Below are 18,077 nucleotides of genomic sequence, written 5' to 3' on the forward strand. Positions count from 1 at the left end.
AATCATTAGTTGCTGAACATCAAGGCCGTAAGCAGGAAATCCAGGCCCAGCACCGCCAGGGCGCCGCTTACGACGGTGCGCGTGGTGGCCCGGGACACCCCTTCAGGCGTCGGCTTGGCGTTCCAGCCCTCGAACAGGGCTATGAGCGTTACGGCAATGCCGAAAATCAGGCTTTTCAGTACGCCATTGAGAATATCTTTGAATACGTCGACGCCGGCCTGCATCTGCGACCAGAAAGTGCCCGGATCGATGCCGATGAGCACGACGCCGACTATCCATCCGCCTATGATGCCCACCATGGAGAACACAGCCGCCAGCACGGGCATGGCGATGACGCCGCCCCAGAAGCGGGGTACGAGAACGCGGCGGATGGGGTCGACCGCCATGACTTCCATTGCGGCCAGCTGCTCACCGGCTTTCATAAGGCCTATTTCGGCGGTCAGCGAGGTGCCGGCGCGCCCGGCAAAGAGCAGGGCGGTGACGACCGGGCCCAATTCACGGGTCAGCGACAAGGCCACCAAAAGGCCCAGGGCCTCTTCGGAACCGTAGCGGTTAAGAGTGTAATAGCCCTGCAGGCCCAGCACAAAACCGACGAACAGGCCTGAAACGGCAATGATCAGCAGCGAGTAGTTGCCGATAAAGTGAATTTGCTGCGCCACCAGCCCCGGCCGCTTGAAGACCAGTCCGCTGCGGGCCAGGATGCTGCCCAGCAGGCGTGTAAATGCGCCAAGCTGGTAAATAGTGTTGATCGCCAGTCGTCCCAGCGAGCCTATGCCGCGTACGAGCGTGCTCATGGCTTTCCTCCTTGCCGCTGCAGCCACGCAGTGAATGCAGGTGTTTCGGGGTAGTGGAAGGCGATGGGGCCGTCGGGCTCGCCATTCAGGAATTGCCGAATGTAGGGATCGGCCGAGCTCGACAGGTCGTCGGGCCGGCCGTGGGCCAGCAGCTTGCCTTGCCCCACCATATAAACCTGGTCGGCAATAGCGAAGGACTCGGCCACGTCGTGGGTAATCAGCACCGAGGCGCAATTCAGCGTATCGGTAAGGCCGCGTATAAGTTGCGCGGTAATTCCCAGGGAAATAGGGTCCAGCCCGGCGAACGGTTCGTCGTACAGAATGAGCTCGGGCTCAAGCACGATGGCACGCGCCAGCGCCACGCGGCGCGCCATTCCGCCCGAAATTTCCGAAATGCTTAGATGCGCGGCCGCGCGCAGCCCGACGGCATTGAGCTTGTCGAGCACGCGTTCAATAATCTGGGCCTCGGAGACCTGGGTATGTTCGCGCAAAGGAAAGGCTACGTTCTCGAACACGTTCAGGTCGGTAAACAGCGCGCCTTGCTGGAACAGCACGCCCATGCGTTGGCGCAGTGCACGCAACTTGTTGTTGTCGGCCGCCGCGATGTTTTCGCCGAAAGCCGTAACGGTGCCCTGCTTGGGCAGGATTTGACCGGTGGCAGCGCGCAGCAGCGTAGTCTTGCCCGAGCCGGATCCGCCCATCATTGCAACGACCTGGCCGCGGCGGACATCGATGTCGATGCCGGCAAGGACGGTAAAGTCGCCGTAGCCCAGCGTGACGTCTTTGAACAGCAATAGCGAATCTGCAGCAGAGGATGCTTCAGGGTTCATACAGGGAAATGCCTAGTGATTAGCCCTGCATTGTATCGCGACTAGTTGCCTGGGCAAGTAATTGCCCGTTACCGTGGTTTTTTAGCGATTTGGCTCTTCATTAGGCTTGATCGCCCGGGCTGAGCAGGCGCGCGTTTACATCGGCAGCACCGCGGGCTTCTTGCACGTCTAAGAATACTGGCCGGCTGCCTGCAAGCCCGTCGCGAGCATGCAAACAGCCGGCCAGATTGACTGTACCGGCGTCTGGCGACTACCGAGGCAGTGTGCTGGACCCCGTCAGGAACTCATCCACGGACCGGGCGCATTGGCGTCCTTCGCGTATGGCCCAGACTACCAATGACTGTCCCCGGCGCATGTCGCCGGCGGCGAATACTTTGTTTACGCTGGTCGTGTAATCGTCGGTGTTGGCCCGCGCATTGCCGCGCGCGTCCATTTCTACGCCGAAGGCGCTGAGCACGGTCTTGACCGGGGCGGTAAAGCCCATGGCCAGCAGCACCAGGTCGGCGGGCAGGTCGAACTGCGAGCCTTCGACTTCGCGCATTTTCATTTGTCCGGTGGCTTTGTCCTTGAACCACTCGATGCGCACGGCGGTGAGCTTTTCGACTTTGCCGTTCTTGCCTTGCAGTGCCGTGGTCGAAACCGCCCAGTCCCGCTCGGCGCCTTCTTCCTGCGAGGACGAGGTGCGCAGCTTGGCGGGCCAGTAGGGCCAGGTCAGCGCCTTGTCTTCGGTTTCGGGCAGCTTGGACATCAGCTCGAACTGGGTTACCGAGGCGGCACCCTGGCGGTTGCTGGTGCCGATGCAGTCCGAGCCTGTGTCGCCCCCGCCGATGACTATGACGTGCTTGCCTTTGGCGCTGATCTGCTTGGCGACGCGGTCCCCCGCATTGGCCTTGTTTTGCTGGCTCAGGAACTCCATGGCGAAATGTACGCCGCGCAGTTCGCGTCCGGGTACGGGCAGGTCGCGCGGCGTTTCGGCGCCGCCGGTCAGGACGACGGCGTCGAATTCTTCCTGCAGCGATTCGGGCGTGCGCACGGTCAGGCCTTCCTCGGCATCAACGGCTGCGCCGACATAGGTGGAGGGGCAGAACTCGACGCCTTCAGCTTCCATCTGGGCCAGGCGGCGGTCGATATGGGATTTGTCCAGCTTGAAATCGGGAATGCCATAGCGCAGCAGCCCGCCGATCCGGTTGCTTTTTTCAAAGACCGTAACGGCATGGCCGGCACGGGCTAATTGCTGGGCGCAGGCCAGGCCCGCCGGCCCGGAGCCGACCACGGCCACCTTCTTGCCGGTCTTGCGCGCCGGCAGTTGAGGGACGACCCAGCCGTTATCCCAGCCTTTGTCGATAATGGCGTGCTCGATGGACTTGATGCCTACCGCGTCGTCATTGATGTTGAGGGTACAGGCCGCCTCGCAAGGGGCGGGGCAGATCCGTCCCGTGAATTCGGGGAAGTTGTTGGTCGAGTGCAGTACGTCAAGCGCGGCGTGCCAGTCCTGACGGTAGACCAGGTCGTTCCAGTCGGGAATGATGTTGTTGACCGGGCAGCCGTTGCTGCAAAAGGGAATGCCGCAATCCATGCAGCGCGCGCCCTGTATCTTGGCCTCTTCGTTGGTAAGGGGCTGGATGAATTCTTTCCAGTGCTTGAGGCGCTGCAAGGGCGCCTCATACGCTTCCTTGACGCGTTCAAATTCGATAAAACCGGTGATTTTGCCCATTTCTTTTCCTCAGGCGGCAAGTGTTTCGGGGTTGGTGGCGCGCCATAGTTCGCCAAGGGCCCGACGGTATTCGATAGGCATGACCTTGACGAAGGCGCTGCGTGCCAGCGGCCAGTCGTTGAGCAGGTCGCGCGAACGGAAACTGCCTGTGTAGCGGTAGTGGTCTTCGACCAGGCGGCGCAAAATGGTATCGTCCGTTGCGCGTTCGCCGCCCTGGCTATGCCAGGTTTGCATCTGGTTGGCTTCGATCTGTTCGGCGTGGCTGAGCACGGGCTCGAGTTCGACCATGGCCAGATTGCAGCGGTCGCGAAAGACTTTATGCGGGTCCCATACGTAGGCCACGCCGCCCGACATGCCGGCGGCAAAGTTGCGCCCGGTTTCGCCCAGCACGACGATGGTTCCGCCGGTCATGTATTCGCAACCGTGGTCGCCGGTGCCTTCCACTACCGCGGTGGCGCCGGAATTGCGCACAGCAAAGCGTTCGCCGACGGCGCCGTTAAGATAGGCCTCGCCGGCCAGGGCGCCGTACAGCACGGTATTACCGGCAATGATGTGGTCGGGCCCGAAACCGCGGAAGTCATTGGGCGAGCGCACGATAAGCCGTCCGCCCGACAAGCCCTTGCCGACATAGTCGTTGCCTTCGCCAACCAGGTCCAGCGTGATGCCGTGCGCAAGGAACGCGCCAAAGCTTTGCCCGGCCGCTCCGTTGCACTGGATGTGGATGGTGTCGTCGGGTAGTCCGTCGTGCCCATAGCGCGAAGCCACGACGCCGGAAAGCATGGTGCCTATGGTGCGGTTGCGGTTGCGCACGGGGGTGATGAACGAGACCTTCTCGCCGCGTTCGATGGCGGCCTTGCTGCGCTCGATAAGCAAGTGGTCCAGCGCGTGTTCCAGCCCGTGGTCCTGGCCTTCGGTCTGGCGCAGCGGCGAGGTGGTGTCAATTTGATGGAAGACGCGGCTGAAGTCCAGTCCCTTGGCCTTCCAGTGCGACAGCCCTTGGCGCATATCGAGCAGGTCGACGCGCCCAACCAGGTCGTCGAACTTGCGTATGCCAAGCTGCGCCATGATTTCACGCACTTCTTCGGCAACGAAGAAGAAGTAGTTCACGACATGCTCGGGCTTGCCCTGGAATTTTTTGCGCAATTCCGGATCTTGCGTGGCAACGCCCACGGGGCAGGTGTTGAGGTGGCATTTGCGCATCATGATGCAGCCTTCCACCACCAGTGGCGCGGTGGCAAAGCCGAACTCGTCGGCGCCCAGCAATGCGCCGATGGCTACATCGCGGCCGGTTTTCATCTGGCCGTCGGCCTGGACGCGGATGCGGCTGCGCAAATTATTGAGCAAAAGCGTTTGCTGGGTTTCGGCCAGGCCCAGTTCCCAGGGCGTGCCCGCATGCTTGATGGACGAGATGGGCGAGGCGCCGGTGCCGCCGTCATGGCCGGCAATTACCACGTGGTCGGCCTTGGCCTTGGCCACGCCGGTGGCTACCGTGCCTACGCCGACTTCCGAAACCAGCTTGACCGAGATCGATGCGCGCGGGTTGGCGTTTTTAAGGTCGTGGATCAGCTGCGCCAGGTCCTCAATGGAATAGATGTCGTGATGCGGCGGGGGCGAAATAAGGCCGACGCCAGGTACGGAGTAACGCAGTTTGGCGATATATTCCGACACCTTATGGCCGGGAAGCTGGCCGCCTTCGCCCGGTTTGGCGCCCTGGGCCATTTTGATCTGGATCTGGTCGGCGCTGCTCAGGTATTCGGCCGAAACGCCGAAGCGGCCCGACGCCACCTGCTTGATGCGAGAGCGCAGCGAGTCGCCGGCTTGCAGCGGTACATTGGCTTCGATCCGGTCGGCGCCCAGGAAAGAAGCCAGCGTGTCGCCTTTCTTGATGGTGCTTTTGCCCGCGCGCATTTCTTCGCGGTAGCGTAATTCGTCTTCGCCGCCTTCACCCGTATTCGATTTGCCGCCGATGCGGTTCATGGCCACGGCCAGCACCGAATGGGCTTCGGTGGAGATGGAGCCCAGCGACATGGCGCCGGTGGCGAAGCGCTTGACGATGTCCTTGGCCGATTCCACTTCGCTTAGCGGGATGGCGCGGGCCGGGTCCAGCTTGAACTCGAACAGGCCGCGCAAGGTCATGTGGCGCTTCGTTTGGTCGTTGATAAGCTGCGCGTACTCCTTGTACGTGCTGTAGTTGTTGGCACGGGTGGCGTGCTGCAGCTTGGCGATGGAGTCCGGGTTCCACATATGCTCTTCGCCGCGTATGCGGAAGGCATAGTCGCCGCCGGCGTCCAGCGCGTCGCGCAACACCGGGTCGTTGCTGAAGGCGGCCTGGTGCTGGCGCAGCGCTTCTTCGGCAACCTCGAATATGCCTATGCCCTGGATATTGCTGGCGGTGCCGGTGAAGTATTGATTGATCAGCGCCGAATTCAGGCCGACGGCTTCGAATATCTGGGCGCCGGTGTACGACATGTAGGTCGAGATGCCCATTTTGGACATGACCTTGTTAAGCCCTTTGCCGATGGCCTTGATGTAGTTCTTTGTGGCCTTTTCGGGGTTTTCTTGCTGGGCCAGGGACTCCAGGGCAAGATAAGGATGGATGGCTTCTGCGCCGTAGCCGCCCAGCAGGGCAAAGTGGTGTACTTCGCGTACCGAACCGCTTTCCACGATTAGGCCGGTCTTGGTGCGCAGGCCCTGGCGGATCAGGTGCAGGTGAATGGCCGAGATGGCCAGCAGCGCTGGGATGGCAACCCGTTCGCTGGTGGTGTTGCGGTCGGTAATGATAAGGATGTTGTAGCCGCTTTGCACCGCATCGGCCGCATTCGAGCACAGCGAGGCCAGGCAGGCTTCGATGCCGTCCGGGCCCCATGCCATGGGGTAGGTGATGTCAAGCTCGAAGCTGCGGAATTTGTCGGCGGTGATTTGCTCGATATTGCGGATTTGCGCCATGGCGGCGAAGTCCAGCACGGGCTGGCTGATCTCCAGGCGCAGCGGCGGATTGACGTTGTTGATGTCCAGCAGGTTGGGCTTGGGCCCGATGAACGACACCAGCGACATGACGAGCTGTTCGCGGATCGGGTCGATAGGCGGGTTGGTAACCTGCGCGAACAATTGGCGGAAATAATTGTAGAAGGGCTTGGCCTTGTTGGACAGCACGGTCAGCGGCGCATCGTTGCCCATCGAGCCGGTGGACTCTTCGCCGTTGAAAGCCATCGGATTCAAAATGAACTTGAAGTCTTCCTGGGTCCAGCCGAAGGCTTGCTGGCGCTGTAGCAGCGAATGCGCAGGCGCGGCCATCGGCGTTGCCGCCGTGGGCGCGGGCAGCGACTCCAGCTTGATGCGCAGGCGTTCGATCCATTGGCGGTAGGGGCGGGCATTGGACAACTGCGACTTGATTTCGTCGTCGTCCACAATGCGTCCCTGCTGCAGGTCGATAAGAAACATCTTGCCCGGCTGCAGGCGCCACTTCTTGACGATACGGTGTTCGGGAATGGAAAGCGTGCCGGCTTCGGAAGCCAGGACGACGAGGTCGTCGTCGGTAACCAGGTAGCGCGCTGGGCGCAAGCCATTGCGATCAAGCAGGGCGCCGATTTGCCGGCCGTCGGTGAAGGCGATGGCCGCGGGGCCGTCCCACGGCTCCATCATGGCGGCATGGTATTCATAGAAGGCGCGGCGGTTTTCGTCCATGGTGGCGTGCTGTTCCCAGGCTTCGGGAATCATCATCATCATGGCGTGGGCCAGCGAATAGCCCGACATGACCAGCAGTTCCAGGCAGTTGTCGAAGGTGGCGGTGTCGGACTGGCCTTCGTAGACGATAGGGTATAGCTTGGGCAGGTCGTCGCCCAGCACGGCTGACTGCATCATGCCTTCACGCGCGCGCAGCCAATTGAAATTGCCCTTGACGGTGTTGATCTCGCCGTTGTGGGCGATGAGGCGGTAGGGGTGGGCCAGCGGCCATGCCGGGAAAGTGTTGGTCGAGAAGCGCTGGTGTACCAGCGACAGCGCCGAGACGGCACGCGTGTCGGCCAGGTCGCGGTAGTAGCGGCCGACCTGGCCGGCCAGCAGCAAGCCCTTGTAGACGACAGTGCGCACGGAAATGGACGGTACGAAATACTCTTGGCCGTGAGCCAGATTCATGCGCTGGATGGCGTGGCTGGCTGTTTTGCGAATGACATAGAGTTTGCGTTCAAGGGCGTCGGGCACCATGATGTCCGGGCCGCGTCCGATGAATAGCTGGCGGATGACGGGTTCGACGGCACGGACGGTGGGCGACATGGGCATTTCTGAGTCCACGGGCACATCGCGCCAGCCCAGGACTACCTGGCCCTCGTCGCGCACGGCGCGCTCGAGCTCTTGCTGACAGGCCAGCCGCGAGGCGGTTTCCTTAGGCAGAAAGACCATGGCCACGCCGTATTCGTCGGGGGCGGGCAAGGTGACGCCTTTTGCGGCCATGTCCTCACGATACAGGGCGTCGGGAATCTGTATGAGGATTCCGGCGCCGTCGCCCATCAGCTCGTCCGCACCGACCGCGCCCCGATGGTCCAGGTTCTCCAGGATTTTCAGGCCTTGCTGAATGATGGAGTGGCTTTTGCGGCCCTTGATATGGGCAACAAAACCTACGCCGCAGGCGTCGTGTTCATTTTGGGGGTTGTACAACCCTTGGGCTGCCGGCAGGCCGATGCGGGACGCATCGATGACAGTCTCCGGGACGGAGAATGGGGCTATGGTTTCAGGCATGTGGGGCTCCGCAGATGTGCGCGCAGAAGAAGCGTTGCGTATGGTCAGGAATCGACGATACTGCGGTTTTTTTTGTGGTGCAACAAAATTATATTGGGGTGCGTCCCTAATTTAATTGACATATATTTCTATTCAATTATAATGGGGACATGTTTAAATCATTGATTATTATAAAAAAACCTGTAAATAAATTTAATATCATGCCGCGCCGACCCAGGCGCGGCGGCGTTTTTGCGCATATAAAAAAGTGGGGCGCGGCCATTGCGGATTATGGGAAAAACGCCACAAAATGCCGCAAAGCGGACGCGGGCGCCAGGGCGAAGTAGGGATGCTCCGAACAGGTTATCCCGCTTTGCCGGCTACTGCGTCAAATGGCCTATTGAGCGCGGGACTGGTTCAGAGCATCTCGGTTTCTTTGCGCGCGTGCAGCAATTGCAGCCCGCGCGGCAGGATTTGCGGCAGGTGGGCGCTTAGGACGACGTTGCCGTTTTGTCTTGCGGTTCAACGGCCTGCGCTTTCTTGGGGCGGCCGCGCGTAGCGGGCGTCAGGCGCCGGCTGGCCTGGGCGTGGAGTTCGGCCAGGAAGGCGGGCTTGCCCAGCGCCCATTGGCCGAACAGGGCGCGCTCGATCTGAATGGCTTCGGCCGGCGCCAGCCCTTGACCCAGGCGCTGGCGAAACTTGGCTTGACGTTCGAAAGGCGTATTGCCGTCGCTCCAGTAGTCGGGGTGGTCGGTTACCAGCGAATGCGGGTCGTGCGCCGTGCCGGTGTGGTAACTGGCGGAAGACCAGGGCCAGGCTTCGGCTTTATCTACATATCCCAATTGCACCGGCAACTGGTCCAGCCAGACCAGGGTCGGCAATATCCATTGCCCGGGCTGAATCAGCGCGCTGCGGTAGCGGCTTGCAAAGACGCGCCCATGCTGCAGGCGCGACGCATAACGCCGGCCGAAGGCCTGGATCAGCCGGGCCAGGCTGTTGGTGGCCGCCGGCGTGGCAAGCAGCGTCAGCCGGTCGTTAAGCAGCACCCAGCCGTGCACGGTCGCATGCTGTTCGTGTACGATTTCCCGCAGCCACAGGGCCAGGTTGTCCAGCTTGGCCGCGGGGGTCGGGTCTGAAGGCAGTGCCAGCGGGTGCGCGAAATTTACTTGCGCAAGCTGCGGAATGTCCGGGGCGTAAAGGCGCGGCAGTCGGGCCATAGTCGGGTTGCTTGTAGTCGGTTGCGATGCATCGGCGAGTAATGTTAGGGTATCGCGTTGCAAACGGCTAGCATAGCAAAGCCAGGGCCAAGCCGGTCACGGCATGCTAATGTAGTGGCTGCTCAGTCGAAAATTTATCCATGCCGCTTATTAATTAATAAGGCGGCTGTTTTGTCTGTAATCGGTTCATTCAAGGAGGCCTGATGGCGCACGAACTAGAGTTGTTGAGCGAGCACCGCTGCTTTGGCGGCGTGCAGCGTTTTTATAAACACGATTCAAGCACTATTGGCCTGCCCATGCGATTTTCAGTGTTCATCCCCGACACCGCCACCGCGGGCACGGCAAAGGCTGGGCGCATTCCCGTCTTGTTTTACCTGGCGGGCCTGACCTGCACGGAAGAGACCTTCATGATCAAGGGCGGCGCCCAGCGCCTTGCGGCCCAGCACGGCATCATGCTGGTTGCGCCTGACACCAGCCCCCGTGGGGCCGGCGTGCCGGGCGAGGACGATGGCTGGGACATGGGCACCGGCGCCGGGTTTTATCTGGACGCGACGCAAGAGCCCTGGAGCAAGCATTACCGCATGGAAAGCTACGTGGCGGGCGAGCTCCATGAAATCGCCACCACCACTTTGCCAGGCGATGCGGGTCGGGCGGGCATTTTCGGGCACTCCATGGGCGGCCACGGCGCTTTGGTGCTGGCGCAGCGCCATCCCGGCAAATACCGTTCGGTATCGGCATTTGCGCCGATTGCCGCTCCATCCAAGTGCCCATGGGGGCATAAGGCGCTGGGCGGGTATCTGGGCAGCAATCCGGAAGACTGGGCCGGCCACGATGCCTCGCTGCTGATGGCCAAGTCCAAGTGCCCATTCCCTGAAGGCATTTTGGTAGACCAGGGCCTGGCCGACAACTTCCTGGCCGAACAGCTGCATCCGCACGAGTTCGAAGCCGCCTGCGCCGCGGCCGGCCAGCCGCTGACACTGCGCCGCCACGAAGGCTACGACCATGGCTACTACTTTATCTCCACCTTCATGGAAGACCACGTCGGCTTTCACGCCGAACGCCTGAAGGCAAAGTAGTTTCCGCGTTTGATTCGTATTGATAAGCAGGCTGCCCTTTTGTTGGTCTGAGCCTAAAAGTTGAACAGTTGGCGGTTAAGGGCTTAAGGCCTGAGTTCGGTATTGCACCGGGCTCAGGCCTTTTAATTTGAGCTTGATGCGTTGTCCAAGTAATTGCCTTTGCGCGATATGCTCTGAGTCAGGCCCCACACCGTCAGTTCACGTCCCCTGGCACGGGGACATACAAGTTGCGCTGGGTCCCTTACAGTGAAGACAGTTGACTTAACACGGATAAGGAGGCCTAAGTGGCCAAGGACGCAAATATACGGTATTCGATGTTTTCAGTGCAGGATCATTATCCTACTGAAAAGTATCCCGAGCATGCAAGAACCCTTGAGCAGCTATATGCCGAAGTGATTGGCCAGGCGAAGTTGGCTGACGATCTGGGTTACGACACATTCTTTGTTGCGGAGCATCATTTTCACGAGTACGGTACGGTTCCGAACCCGGCAATCATGATGGCCCACCTTGCAGCTCAGACTCGCCGTATTCGTTTGGGGTCGGCCATTTCACTTCTGACATTTCATAATCCCCTGACGGTGGCCGAAAACTATGCCATGGCTGACATTCTGTCCAATGGGCGGGTTTTTCTAGGAGTGGGGTCGGGGTATCTGAAGCATGAGTTTGATGGTTATGGGATCAACGGTGCCGAAAAGCGCGAGCGATTTGACGAAAATCTGGAGATCGTCACACGCTTGCTCCAAGGCGAACGATTGAGCTACCAGGGCAAGTTCAACCAGGTCAATGGTGTCCAGTTGAACGTGCTGCCGATACAACAGCCCCACCCCCCTATAGCCGTCGCCATTCTCAGGAAGGAAGCCGCTTACCACGTTGGTCTTAAAGGACACAATATGATGTGTGTCCCATACGGCACTCTGGATTGCTGGAGCGAGCTTGGCGAATTGGCTGGTGAATTTCAGCGTGGCAGGCAAGAGGGTGGCAAGCCCGCCGGGCCGGGTGATACCGCGTTTGTGTTCCACACGCATGTTGCCGAATCTGAGGACGAAATACGTGAGGCGGCGGCCGATAGTTTTGACCTTTACGTCAGAACACGATTGTATGCAAAAAGCCAGACTTACGACGACATTATTGCCAGTGGGCTCTCTTTGTTCGGTACGCCGGACACTATTGCAGACAAAGTTGTGGAACTGTACAACATGGGTGTGTCGCATATCATGACGCTTCATAATTTCGGCCATCTTCCCAAAGAAAAAGTTCATCGCTCAATGAGGTTGTTCGCTGAGGAAGTCATGCCGCGAGTGCACCATCGTATAGCCCAGAACGAATTGCAAAGTGCGAGCGGGGTGGTCTGATGCACGGAGGGTTGAGCCCGTCTGAAGCTCAAGACGCCTTCGATCAGATCTGCCCGACAACATTACGTGCTGCGTTGGGTATGTTTGCAACTGGGGTGGCTGTTATGACGACGATGGCGCCTGCGCGTCGAGTAGTCGGATTGACTGCGAACTCGTTTTCATCGGTCTCACTGGAGCCGCCGTTGGTTCTTTGGAGTCTCGCAAAAAAATCGCCTAACCGCGAGTCTTTCGAAGAAGCTGGCTATTTCGCTGTAAATATACTGACTGCGGAACAGGCTGACATTTCCAGCCAGTTTGCCCGTCCCCTGGCTGACAAGTTTCGTAATGTCGACTGGGAGCCAGGTATCAATGGGGTGCCTGTGATTTCGGATTGCGTCGCCAGTTTCGAGTGCCGTCTACGGAATAGCATTGACGGTGGCGACCATATGATTTTCATCGGTGAAATTCTTCGGTTCAATAACCGTGGCGGAGACCCGTTGCTTTTTCTTGGCAGCCGTTATCACCGTGCAATGCCTTTAGCATGAGTTCGTTAGGGATAGCTTAAATTCACACAGGAGAAGCTCGATGAAGTTGCTTGGAATTGGAAAATATGTGGCGGGCCTGATATTGGCCGCACCGGTGTTTGGGGTTCAGGCTCAAACGGTTTTGCAGCTAAATAACTGGTTGCCTCCCAGCCATTTTGTCATTACCGATGTCATCAAGCCTTGGGCCGACGATATCGCTGCCGCAACCGAAGGGCGGGTGCGTATTCAGGTTACAACGTCGTCGCTCGGGCCGCCTGCGCGTCAATTTGATTTGGCCAGGCAGGGCGTGGCCGACATCACCTGGAGTACCCAGGGCTATACGCCTGGTCGTTTTCCGTCTAGTGAAAGCGTGGAGTTGCCATTTCTGAGCAACACCGCCGAAGCACTGTCGGTGGCTTATTGGCGCACGCATAATGCATTCTTCGGCAAGTTGAACGAGTACGCTGGAGTCAAGCTTTTGTCGTTGCATGTACAACCTCCTGGTGAGTTGTTTACCAAAGATAAGGTTATTAACAGCCTGGACGATCTGAAGAACCTAAAGATCCGGGTTGTTGGCCCGATCACATCCGACCTGATGAAGCAGGGGGGAGGGGTCGCCGTTGCGGCGCCGGTGTCACAGATTTTCGAGTTGGTTTCATCCGGTGTGGTAGACGGGAGTTTCCTGACTACCGACAGCATCCCTCAAATGAAAATGACTGACTATCTGCATCACAGAACGACGGTCGATGGCGGGTTTTATAACGCTAGCTTCTTTCTGGTCATGAATCAGAAGTCTTGGGACAGGCTTTCGTCACAGGATCAGCAAGCGATTACTGCGTTGTCCGGAGAGGCTTTTGCCAAGCGCATGGGCAAGGTATGGGATGAAAAGCGCGCATATGGTATTAAGCAGTTTGAGGAGCATGGTGGCCAGCATATACAGATTCAGGGGGCTGCCTTGGAAAAGCTGAAGGCCAAGATGGAGGGTGCCCGGACGAAATGGATCGCGACCATGGCTGAGCGTGGTGTCGATGGCGAGGCCGCTCTCAAGATGGTGCGCGAGGAGGTCGGCCGCTACAAAGCCAACTGAGGGAGGCAAAGGCTTCTTCCAATATTTTCAGCTAAAGGACGCATTACTATGACAATTTCTGTGAAGGGGCTTCATCATGTCGCTTGGCGCTGTGTCGACGCCGAGGAGACCCGCCATTTTTACGAAGACATTCTGGGTTTGCCGCTTGCACACATTATCAGTGCCGACATCGTACCGTCCACTCGCGAGTGTATGCCTTATGTACACATTTTTTTCGAATTCCGCGATGGCTCATATATTGCCTTTTTCGATGTGAACGATGGCAAGGGCAACACTTTGCACCCAGACATGCCCATATGGATTCCTCATTTCGCGATGGAGGTTGACTCGCGCGAAGAGCTGCTGGTTATGAGGCAACGGCTGGAAGACCAAGGGGTCGATGTAATTGGCATCGTCGATCATCATTTCGTCCATTCCATCTATTTTTTCGATCCTAATGGGGTACGTCTGGAATTTACCATTCGTTCCGAAACGCCTCAGTATCTGGACGAGGCACGCGCAAATGCACGAGCGTCCTTGGATGAATGGACCAAAATCAAACGAGCCGGGCGTAGTGGGGTTGGCCAAGAGGCGACTTCAAAACCGGACTAATTTCATAAGGAGGCTTTTTGATGGACATACAGCGTACGGTCGTCAGCGAATGGATTCATATTGCCTTTGACGAAACGTCGTCTTTTGTAGAGACATATGGGTTTTCGGGCAGTCATGGTACCGTTAATTTGGAAGGCATTTTGATGAAACCTGAGAATGAGCCTTCCAGGACGCTTATGGTGTTCATGCATCCATCCTCAACCCTTCAGTTGCTTCCGATGCCTCGGAAGCTGGCGCAAATGGGGTTCCATGTCCTGTGCGCGGGAAGCAGGTTTGCCAAGAATGATGCCGCTCTTATTATGGAAAAGGTGATCATTGACCTTGGTGCTTATATCCGCGAAGCCAAGCAAAAGTGGGGGTACGAGAAAGTTGTTCTGATGGGCTGGAGTGGTGGCGGGTCGTTGACTACGTTCTACCAGTCGCAGGCCGAGCATCCCAGCATTACAGAGACTCCTGCGGGTGATGCTATCGACATTATTGGTGCGGGGCTGATCCCCGCGGATGCCGTCGTTTTTCAGGCTGCTCATATCTCCCGTGCGCGCATGCTCTCGGAGATGATTGATCCATCGGTAAAAGATGAAAACAATCCGGACGATCGCATCCTTGATCTAGATATTTACGACCCGCGTAACCCCAACCGTCCGCCTTACTCAAACGCCTATCTTTCGCAATATCGAGCTGCCCAACTGAGCCGTATGCGCAAGATACGCCAAAGGGTACTTGAGACCCTGGATGATCTGAGACGCCGTAACACCTTGGAAATGGAGCGTGGTTTTGTGACTCATCGCACTATGGCCGAGCCCCGATTCCTTGACCCGGCCCTTGACCCCAATGGCCGACGGCCTGGATGGTGCTATATGGGTAATCCTGAAACTGCCAATAATGGCCCGGTGGGGCTAGGACGTTTCTCGACGTTGAGGTCGTGGTTGTCGCAATGGTCGATCGATGATACGAATGCGGATGGCCTTGCTTGCATCGCACAGATTTCGAAACCGTTGTTGGTGATAGAGAACGAGGCGGATGACGCCGTCCCACAGCCTCATCCCATAATGATGTTCAATGCCGCTGTGGCGCAGGACAAGACTATGCATGTCATCGAAGGTGCTACCCATTATTACAAAGGGCAGCCTGAGCTATTGGATCAGGCCGCGTCCCTTATTGATGACTGGGTGATGTCCCGCAAGCTGGTTGACATTTGATTCTTTTATAGGAGACCTCTACACCTGTTTACATGGCAAAGCTGGCGCAGCTCTACACTGGATTTCTCGATGAAGCTTCGCAACCACGGATACAGCCGACCTGCTTGCCACGGCATAAATAGGGGTGGCGCGCTCGGCTGGCGGGCATATAGCGAATCTTGGTCTGGCGGCAAGGCAAAGCTCCCTCCCAGCGATTGTTGTAGTATTAATAAATACATTCGTAATTCAACTACAACAACGAATGGACAGGAGACAACCATGACTACGTTTAGCTGTTTTGATACCCCATCGCCTTTTGTGCACGATGCTAACTGTGTAGAGAATCTTTTGTTTCAACGACCCCGAGAAAGAAGAGGGTCTCCGGTGTCTCCGGTCGCTCTTGCGCGCCCGAACGGACTTAATAATCAATCCTGGGAGTCGTTGATTGACAGCATTGGAAGTAAAGAATTCTTTATCCGACTGCTCACCTGCCTTGACCGCGTTTGCCAAGTTGACCACACCAGTTTGTTTCAGCTTAATGACTCATCCCTTTCTGTTATCGCTGCGATCAGCCACGATGGCAGTGATTTGGCCGCCGAACGTGTTGCTCGCTATACCACGACCGGCCTGTGGCGTTTCGACCCTTCGATAGCTCATATACGTAAAGGTCTAAAGAGAGAGGGCCAGCAGTTCATCAAAGTCAATTTTGATGGGCTTTCGCAGATTTTCCGCGAAAAGCTGTATGGGGGCCTTGGCGACAAGATTGTTCTTAGCGGTGTTCGAAAGTCGGTGGGCTACAGCCTCAATCTCTTAAGGGGCGAGTCGCGCGGCAGATATTCATGTGACGAGATCAATAGCCTCTTGCACATCAGCGGCCCACTTATTTCAATTGTTGCCAAGCACTGGGAAGCCCAAAATTATCGACCTGCTAGGGCGTTGCAGGCATCGGTATCAGAAATCGAAAGCTGTCTTGAAACAGACAGACGAATAACATCACGCGAAAGGGAAGTTTGCGCGCGTATTATTTACGGGATGTGCCACTCGGGCATTGCCATTGATCTGGATGTTGGCGAAGAAACCGTTAAAACGTACAGGACTCGGGCGTATCAAAAGCTTGGCATCGGTAGTCAGCGCGAGCTTCTGACGTGGTATTTGTCAATCTGGAACCCATTCGACCATTAATCGAGCGCATATGAAGAAAAAAAATGAGACATTCAAGTATTTCTTGCTGAAAATTATTCCGTTAGGTCTTGGGGGGAGCGCTGCGACGCTTCTTATGCTGATGATGTTGTTGACGTTCATTGATGTGGTCGGCCGCTATTTTTTCAATCATCCGGTAAACGGTGCTTATGAGCTGACTGAGGTGTTACTTGCCTTTGTGGTTTTCTTCGCACTGCCTTTGGTTACCATGGAAAATGGACACATCACCGTCTCACTATTTGATGGTTGGTTTAATGGGGCAGCCAAAACAGTGAAGGAGCTAGTGATCAATTTGTTGATGGTTGTTGTGCAAGGCGTCATGACATGGCGTTTAGGCATACAAGCCAACGAAATGGCGATGTACGGAGATGTCTCCAGGTTTCTGCATATACCTTACAGCTGGATTGCTTATCTTATGACGGCGATGGCCGCTGTCTCTACTTTGTATTCCCTGTATCTGGCTTTGGCCAATACCTTCCAGTTTGATAGTAGCGGAGCCACTCAATGATCGTCGGTGCTTTCTTCGTATTGCTTTTTTTGATGCTTTTTTCGGGTATCCCTATCGCTTTTGGAATGAGTCTGGTGGGGGCTCTTGGGTTCATGGTGCTGACGTCAGTCGACGCTGGTTTAGCCATGGTCGGTCAGGTGCTCTACGACACGACCTTGTCGTATCAATTATCGATTTTGCCCCTGTTCATATTGATGGGAAATTTTATTAGCCATGCGCGAATGTCCGACGATCTTTACGCAGCGGCCAATGCTTGTCTAGGGCACAAGAAGGGGGGGCTGGCCATGGCGACCATTGCCGCTTGTGGTGGTTTCAGTGCGGTGTGTGGCTCCAGTCTTGCTACAGTCTCCACCATGAGCAAAGTCGCCATACCTCAAATGCGGCAATACGGCTATTCCGATGGACTAGCTTCGGGGGCTGTGGCGGCGGGAGGCACGATTGGTATATTGATTCCGCCCAGCGTTGTTCTCATTCTGTACGGCATAATCACGGAAAACAATATTGCGGCGCTTTTTGCGGCAGGCTTGGTTCCTGGTATTTTGGGCATACTGCTGTATATAGCGGCTGTGCGCTTCATCGTTTATATGAAACCCGAAGCAGGCCCCCAGGGGCGATGGTTTTCGTGGCGCGAACGGCTTGAGGCATTGTCGAAAGTATGGACGCTTCTGCTGTTGTTTGTCATCGTTTTGGGCGGCATATATGGCGGTATCTTTACCTCTACCGAAGCTGCCGGAATCGGTGCCTTTGGTGCCTTCGTAATCGCTCTTTTGCGGCGCGCTCTAACCTTCAAGGTGCTGGCCAGTACGCTGCTGGACAGTGCACGCACAACAGCCTTGCTCCTTATGGTGCTGGTGGGGGCAATACTGTTCGGTAATTTTGTCAATATCGCTCAGTTTCCTCAGGCGCTATCCGGGTTTGTCACTGCGCTTAACCTTAACGCGCTTGAAGTCATTATCGTCATCACCTTGATTTATCTGGTGTTGGGCTGCCTGCTTGAGAGCATGTCGATGCTGCTGCTTACGGTGCCAATTTTCTACCCGGTAGCCATAAGCGCGGGTATCGATCCGATCTGGTTTGGCATTTATACCGTTATCGTGATTGAAATCGGCATGATCACTCCCCCGATCGGTTTGAATGCTTTCATTCTTAAGGCCACTGTTCCCGACATTTCTCTTTCAACAATTTTTAGGGGATTACTGCCCTTTATCGGCGCAGATATCGTCCGCCTAGCCTTGTTGATTGCATTTCCGTCCCTGGCGCTTTTTTTAGTGAGGTTGTTTTACTGAGCTGGGATTGCTAAGGGGGCTGCGCCTT

The 18,077-nt window shown here is 57.0% G+C and carries 14 protein-coding genes; 9 read left to right on the top strand and 5 right to left on the bottom strand.

The genetic code is table 11. The features are described from left to right. Positions 1-5: 5 nt before the first annotated feature. The 5 genes from mlaE to DFR37_RS19020 form a co-directional block, all read right to left on the bottom strand. A complete protein-coding gene (gene mlaE, locus DFR37_RS19000; protein WP_113934766.1) occupies positions 6-794 on the bottom strand; it encodes a lipid asymmetry maintenance ABC transporter permease subunit MlaE in 789 nt (262 codons plus the stop codon). Beyond that, positions 791-1,624 (bottom strand): ABC transporter ATP-binding protein, encoded by an 834-nt coding sequence (locus DFR37_RS19005; protein WP_113934767.1) that lies wholly within the window; start codon positions 1,622-1,624, stop codon positions 791-793. The genes mlaE and DFR37_RS19005 overlap by 4 nt, the downstream gene beginning before the upstream one ends. A gap of 250 nt (positions 1,625-1,874) precedes the next feature. Next, positions 1,875-3,338 carry a glutamate synthase subunit beta gene (locus DFR37_RS19010; RefSeq protein ID WP_113934768.1) on the bottom strand — a complete coding sequence of 488 codons (1,464 nt, stop codon included), beginning with the start codon at positions 3,336-3,338 and terminating at the stop codon, positions 1,875-1,877. Between the two features lie 9 nt (positions 3,339-3,347). Then, a complete protein-coding gene (locus DFR37_RS19015; RefSeq protein ID WP_113934769.1) occupies positions 3,348-8,072 on the bottom strand; it encodes a glutamate synthase-related protein in 4,725 nt (1,574 codons plus the stop codon). Positions 8,073-8,542: 470 nt separating this feature from the next. After that, positions 8,543-9,268 carry a hypothetical protein gene (locus DFR37_RS19020; RefSeq protein ID WP_113934770.1) on the bottom strand — a complete coding sequence of 242 codons (726 nt, stop codon included), beginning with the start codon at positions 9,266-9,268 and terminating at the stop codon, positions 8,543-8,545. Positions 9,269-9,471: 203 nt separating this feature from the next. Here DFR37_RS19020 and fghA point away from each other — a divergent pair, with 203 nt between their 5' ends. From fghA to DFR37_RS19065, 9 genes are all read left to right on the top strand, one after another. Further along, positions 9,472-10,344: an S-formylglutathione hydrolase gene (fghA, locus tag DFR37_RS19025; protein ID WP_113934771.1), complete on the top strand. Its 873-nt coding sequence runs from the start codon at positions 9,472-9,474 to the stop codon at positions 10,342-10,344. Positions 10,345-10,628: 284 nt separating this feature from the next. Then, complete coding sequence (locus tag DFR37_RS19030) at positions 10,629-11,696, top strand: LLM class flavin-dependent oxidoreductase (RefSeq protein WP_242341726.1); 1,068 nt, start codon at positions 10,629-10,631, stop codon at positions 11,694-11,696. Positions 11,697-11,707: 11 nt separating this feature from the next. Then, on the top strand, positions 11,708-12,220 hold the full coding sequence (locus tag DFR37_RS19035) for a flavin reductase family protein (RefSeq protein ID WP_242341727.1): 513 nt from the start codon (positions 11,708-11,710) through the stop codon (positions 12,218-12,220). A gap of 40 nt (positions 12,221-12,260) precedes the next feature. After that, on the top strand, positions 12,261-13,286 hold the full coding sequence (locus DFR37_RS19040; protein WP_113934773.1) for a TRAP transporter substrate-binding protein: 1,026 nt from the start codon (positions 12,261-12,263) through the stop codon (positions 13,284-13,286). Between the two features lie 48 nt (positions 13,287-13,334). Then, complete coding sequence (locus DFR37_RS19045) at positions 13,335-13,877, top strand: VOC family protein (RefSeq protein ID WP_113934774.1); 543 nt, start codon at positions 13,335-13,337, stop codon at positions 13,875-13,877. Between the two features lie 20 nt (positions 13,878-13,897). Further along, a complete protein-coding gene (locus tag DFR37_RS19050) occupies positions 13,898-15,076 on the top strand; it encodes an alpha/beta hydrolase (protein ID WP_113934775.1) in 1,179 nt (392 codons plus the stop codon). Between the two features lie 258 nt (positions 15,077-15,334). Further along, complete coding sequence (locus DFR37_RS19055) at positions 15,335-16,237, top strand: helix-turn-helix transcriptional regulator (RefSeq protein WP_170139955.1); 903 nt, start codon at positions 15,335-15,337, stop codon at positions 16,235-16,237. A 10-nt stretch (positions 16,238-16,247) separates the two neighbouring features. Then, the gene (locus tag DFR37_RS19060; protein ID WP_113934777.1) at positions 16,248-16,763 is read left to right on the top strand and encodes a TRAP transporter small permease; all 516 of its coding nucleotides are present in this window, start codon (positions 16,248-16,250) and stop codon (positions 16,761-16,763) included. Further along, positions 16,760-18,049, top strand: a complete 1,290-nt coding sequence (locus DFR37_RS19065; RefSeq protein ID WP_113934778.1) for a TRAP transporter large permease — start codon at positions 16,760-16,762, stop codon at positions 18,047-18,049. Before DFR37_RS19060 ends, DFR37_RS19065 begins: the two co-directional genes overlap by 4 nt. Positions 18,050-18,077: the final 28 nt, after the last annotated feature.

Source organism: Eoetvoesiella caeni (genome assembly GCF_003315175.1).
In the GTDB taxonomy this organism is placed as follows: Bacteria; Pseudomonadota; Gammaproteobacteria; order Burkholderiales; family Burkholderiaceae_B; genus Eoetvoesia; species Eoetvoesia caeni.

Excerpts from the sequence above, each read along its gene's own strand:
- mlaE (WP_113934766.1), bottom strand. The coding sequence starts at position 794 with ATGAGCACGCTCGTACGCGGCATAGGCTCGCTGGGACGACTGGCGATC.
- DFR37_RS19005 (WP_113934767.1), bottom strand. The coding sequence starts at position 1,624 with ATGAACCCTGAAGCATCCTCTGCTGCAGATTCGCTATTGCTGTTCAAA.
- DFR37_RS19010 (WP_113934768.1), bottom strand. The coding sequence starts at position 3,338 with ATGGGCAAAATCACCGGTTTTATCGAATTTGAACGCGTCAAGGAAGCG.
- DFR37_RS19015 (WP_113934769.1), bottom strand. The coding sequence starts at position 8,072 with ATGCCTGAAACCATAGCCCCATTCTCCGTCCCGGAGACTGTCATCGAT.
- DFR37_RS19020 (WP_113934770.1), bottom strand. The coding sequence starts at position 9,268 with ATGGCCCGACTGCCGCGCCTTTACGCCCCGGACATTCCGCAGCTTGCG.
- fghA (WP_113934771.1), top strand. The coding sequence starts at position 9,472 with ATGGCGCACGAACTAGAGTTGTTGAGCGAGCACCGCTGCTTTGGCGGC.
- DFR37_RS19040 (WP_113934773.1), top strand. The coding sequence starts at position 12,261 with ATGAAGTTGCTTGGAATTGGAAAATATGTGGCGGGCCTGATATTGGCC.
- DFR37_RS19045 (WP_113934774.1), top strand. The coding sequence starts at position 13,335 with ATGACAATTTCTGTGAAGGGGCTTCATCATGTCGCTTGGCGCTGTGTC.
- DFR37_RS19050 (WP_113934775.1), top strand. The coding sequence starts at position 13,898 with ATGGACATACAGCGTACGGTCGTCAGCGAATGGATTCATATTGCCTTT.
- DFR37_RS19055 (WP_170139955.1), top strand. The coding sequence starts at position 15,335 with ATGACTACGTTTAGCTGTTTTGATACCCCATCGCCTTTTGTGCACGAT.
- DFR37_RS19060 (WP_113934777.1), top strand. The coding sequence starts at position 16,248 with ATGAAGAAAAAAAATGAGACATTCAAGTATTTCTTGCTGAAAATTATT.
- DFR37_RS19065 (WP_113934778.1), top strand. The coding sequence starts at position 16,760 with ATGATCGTCGGTGCTTTCTTCGTATTGCTTTTTTTGATGCTTTTTTCG.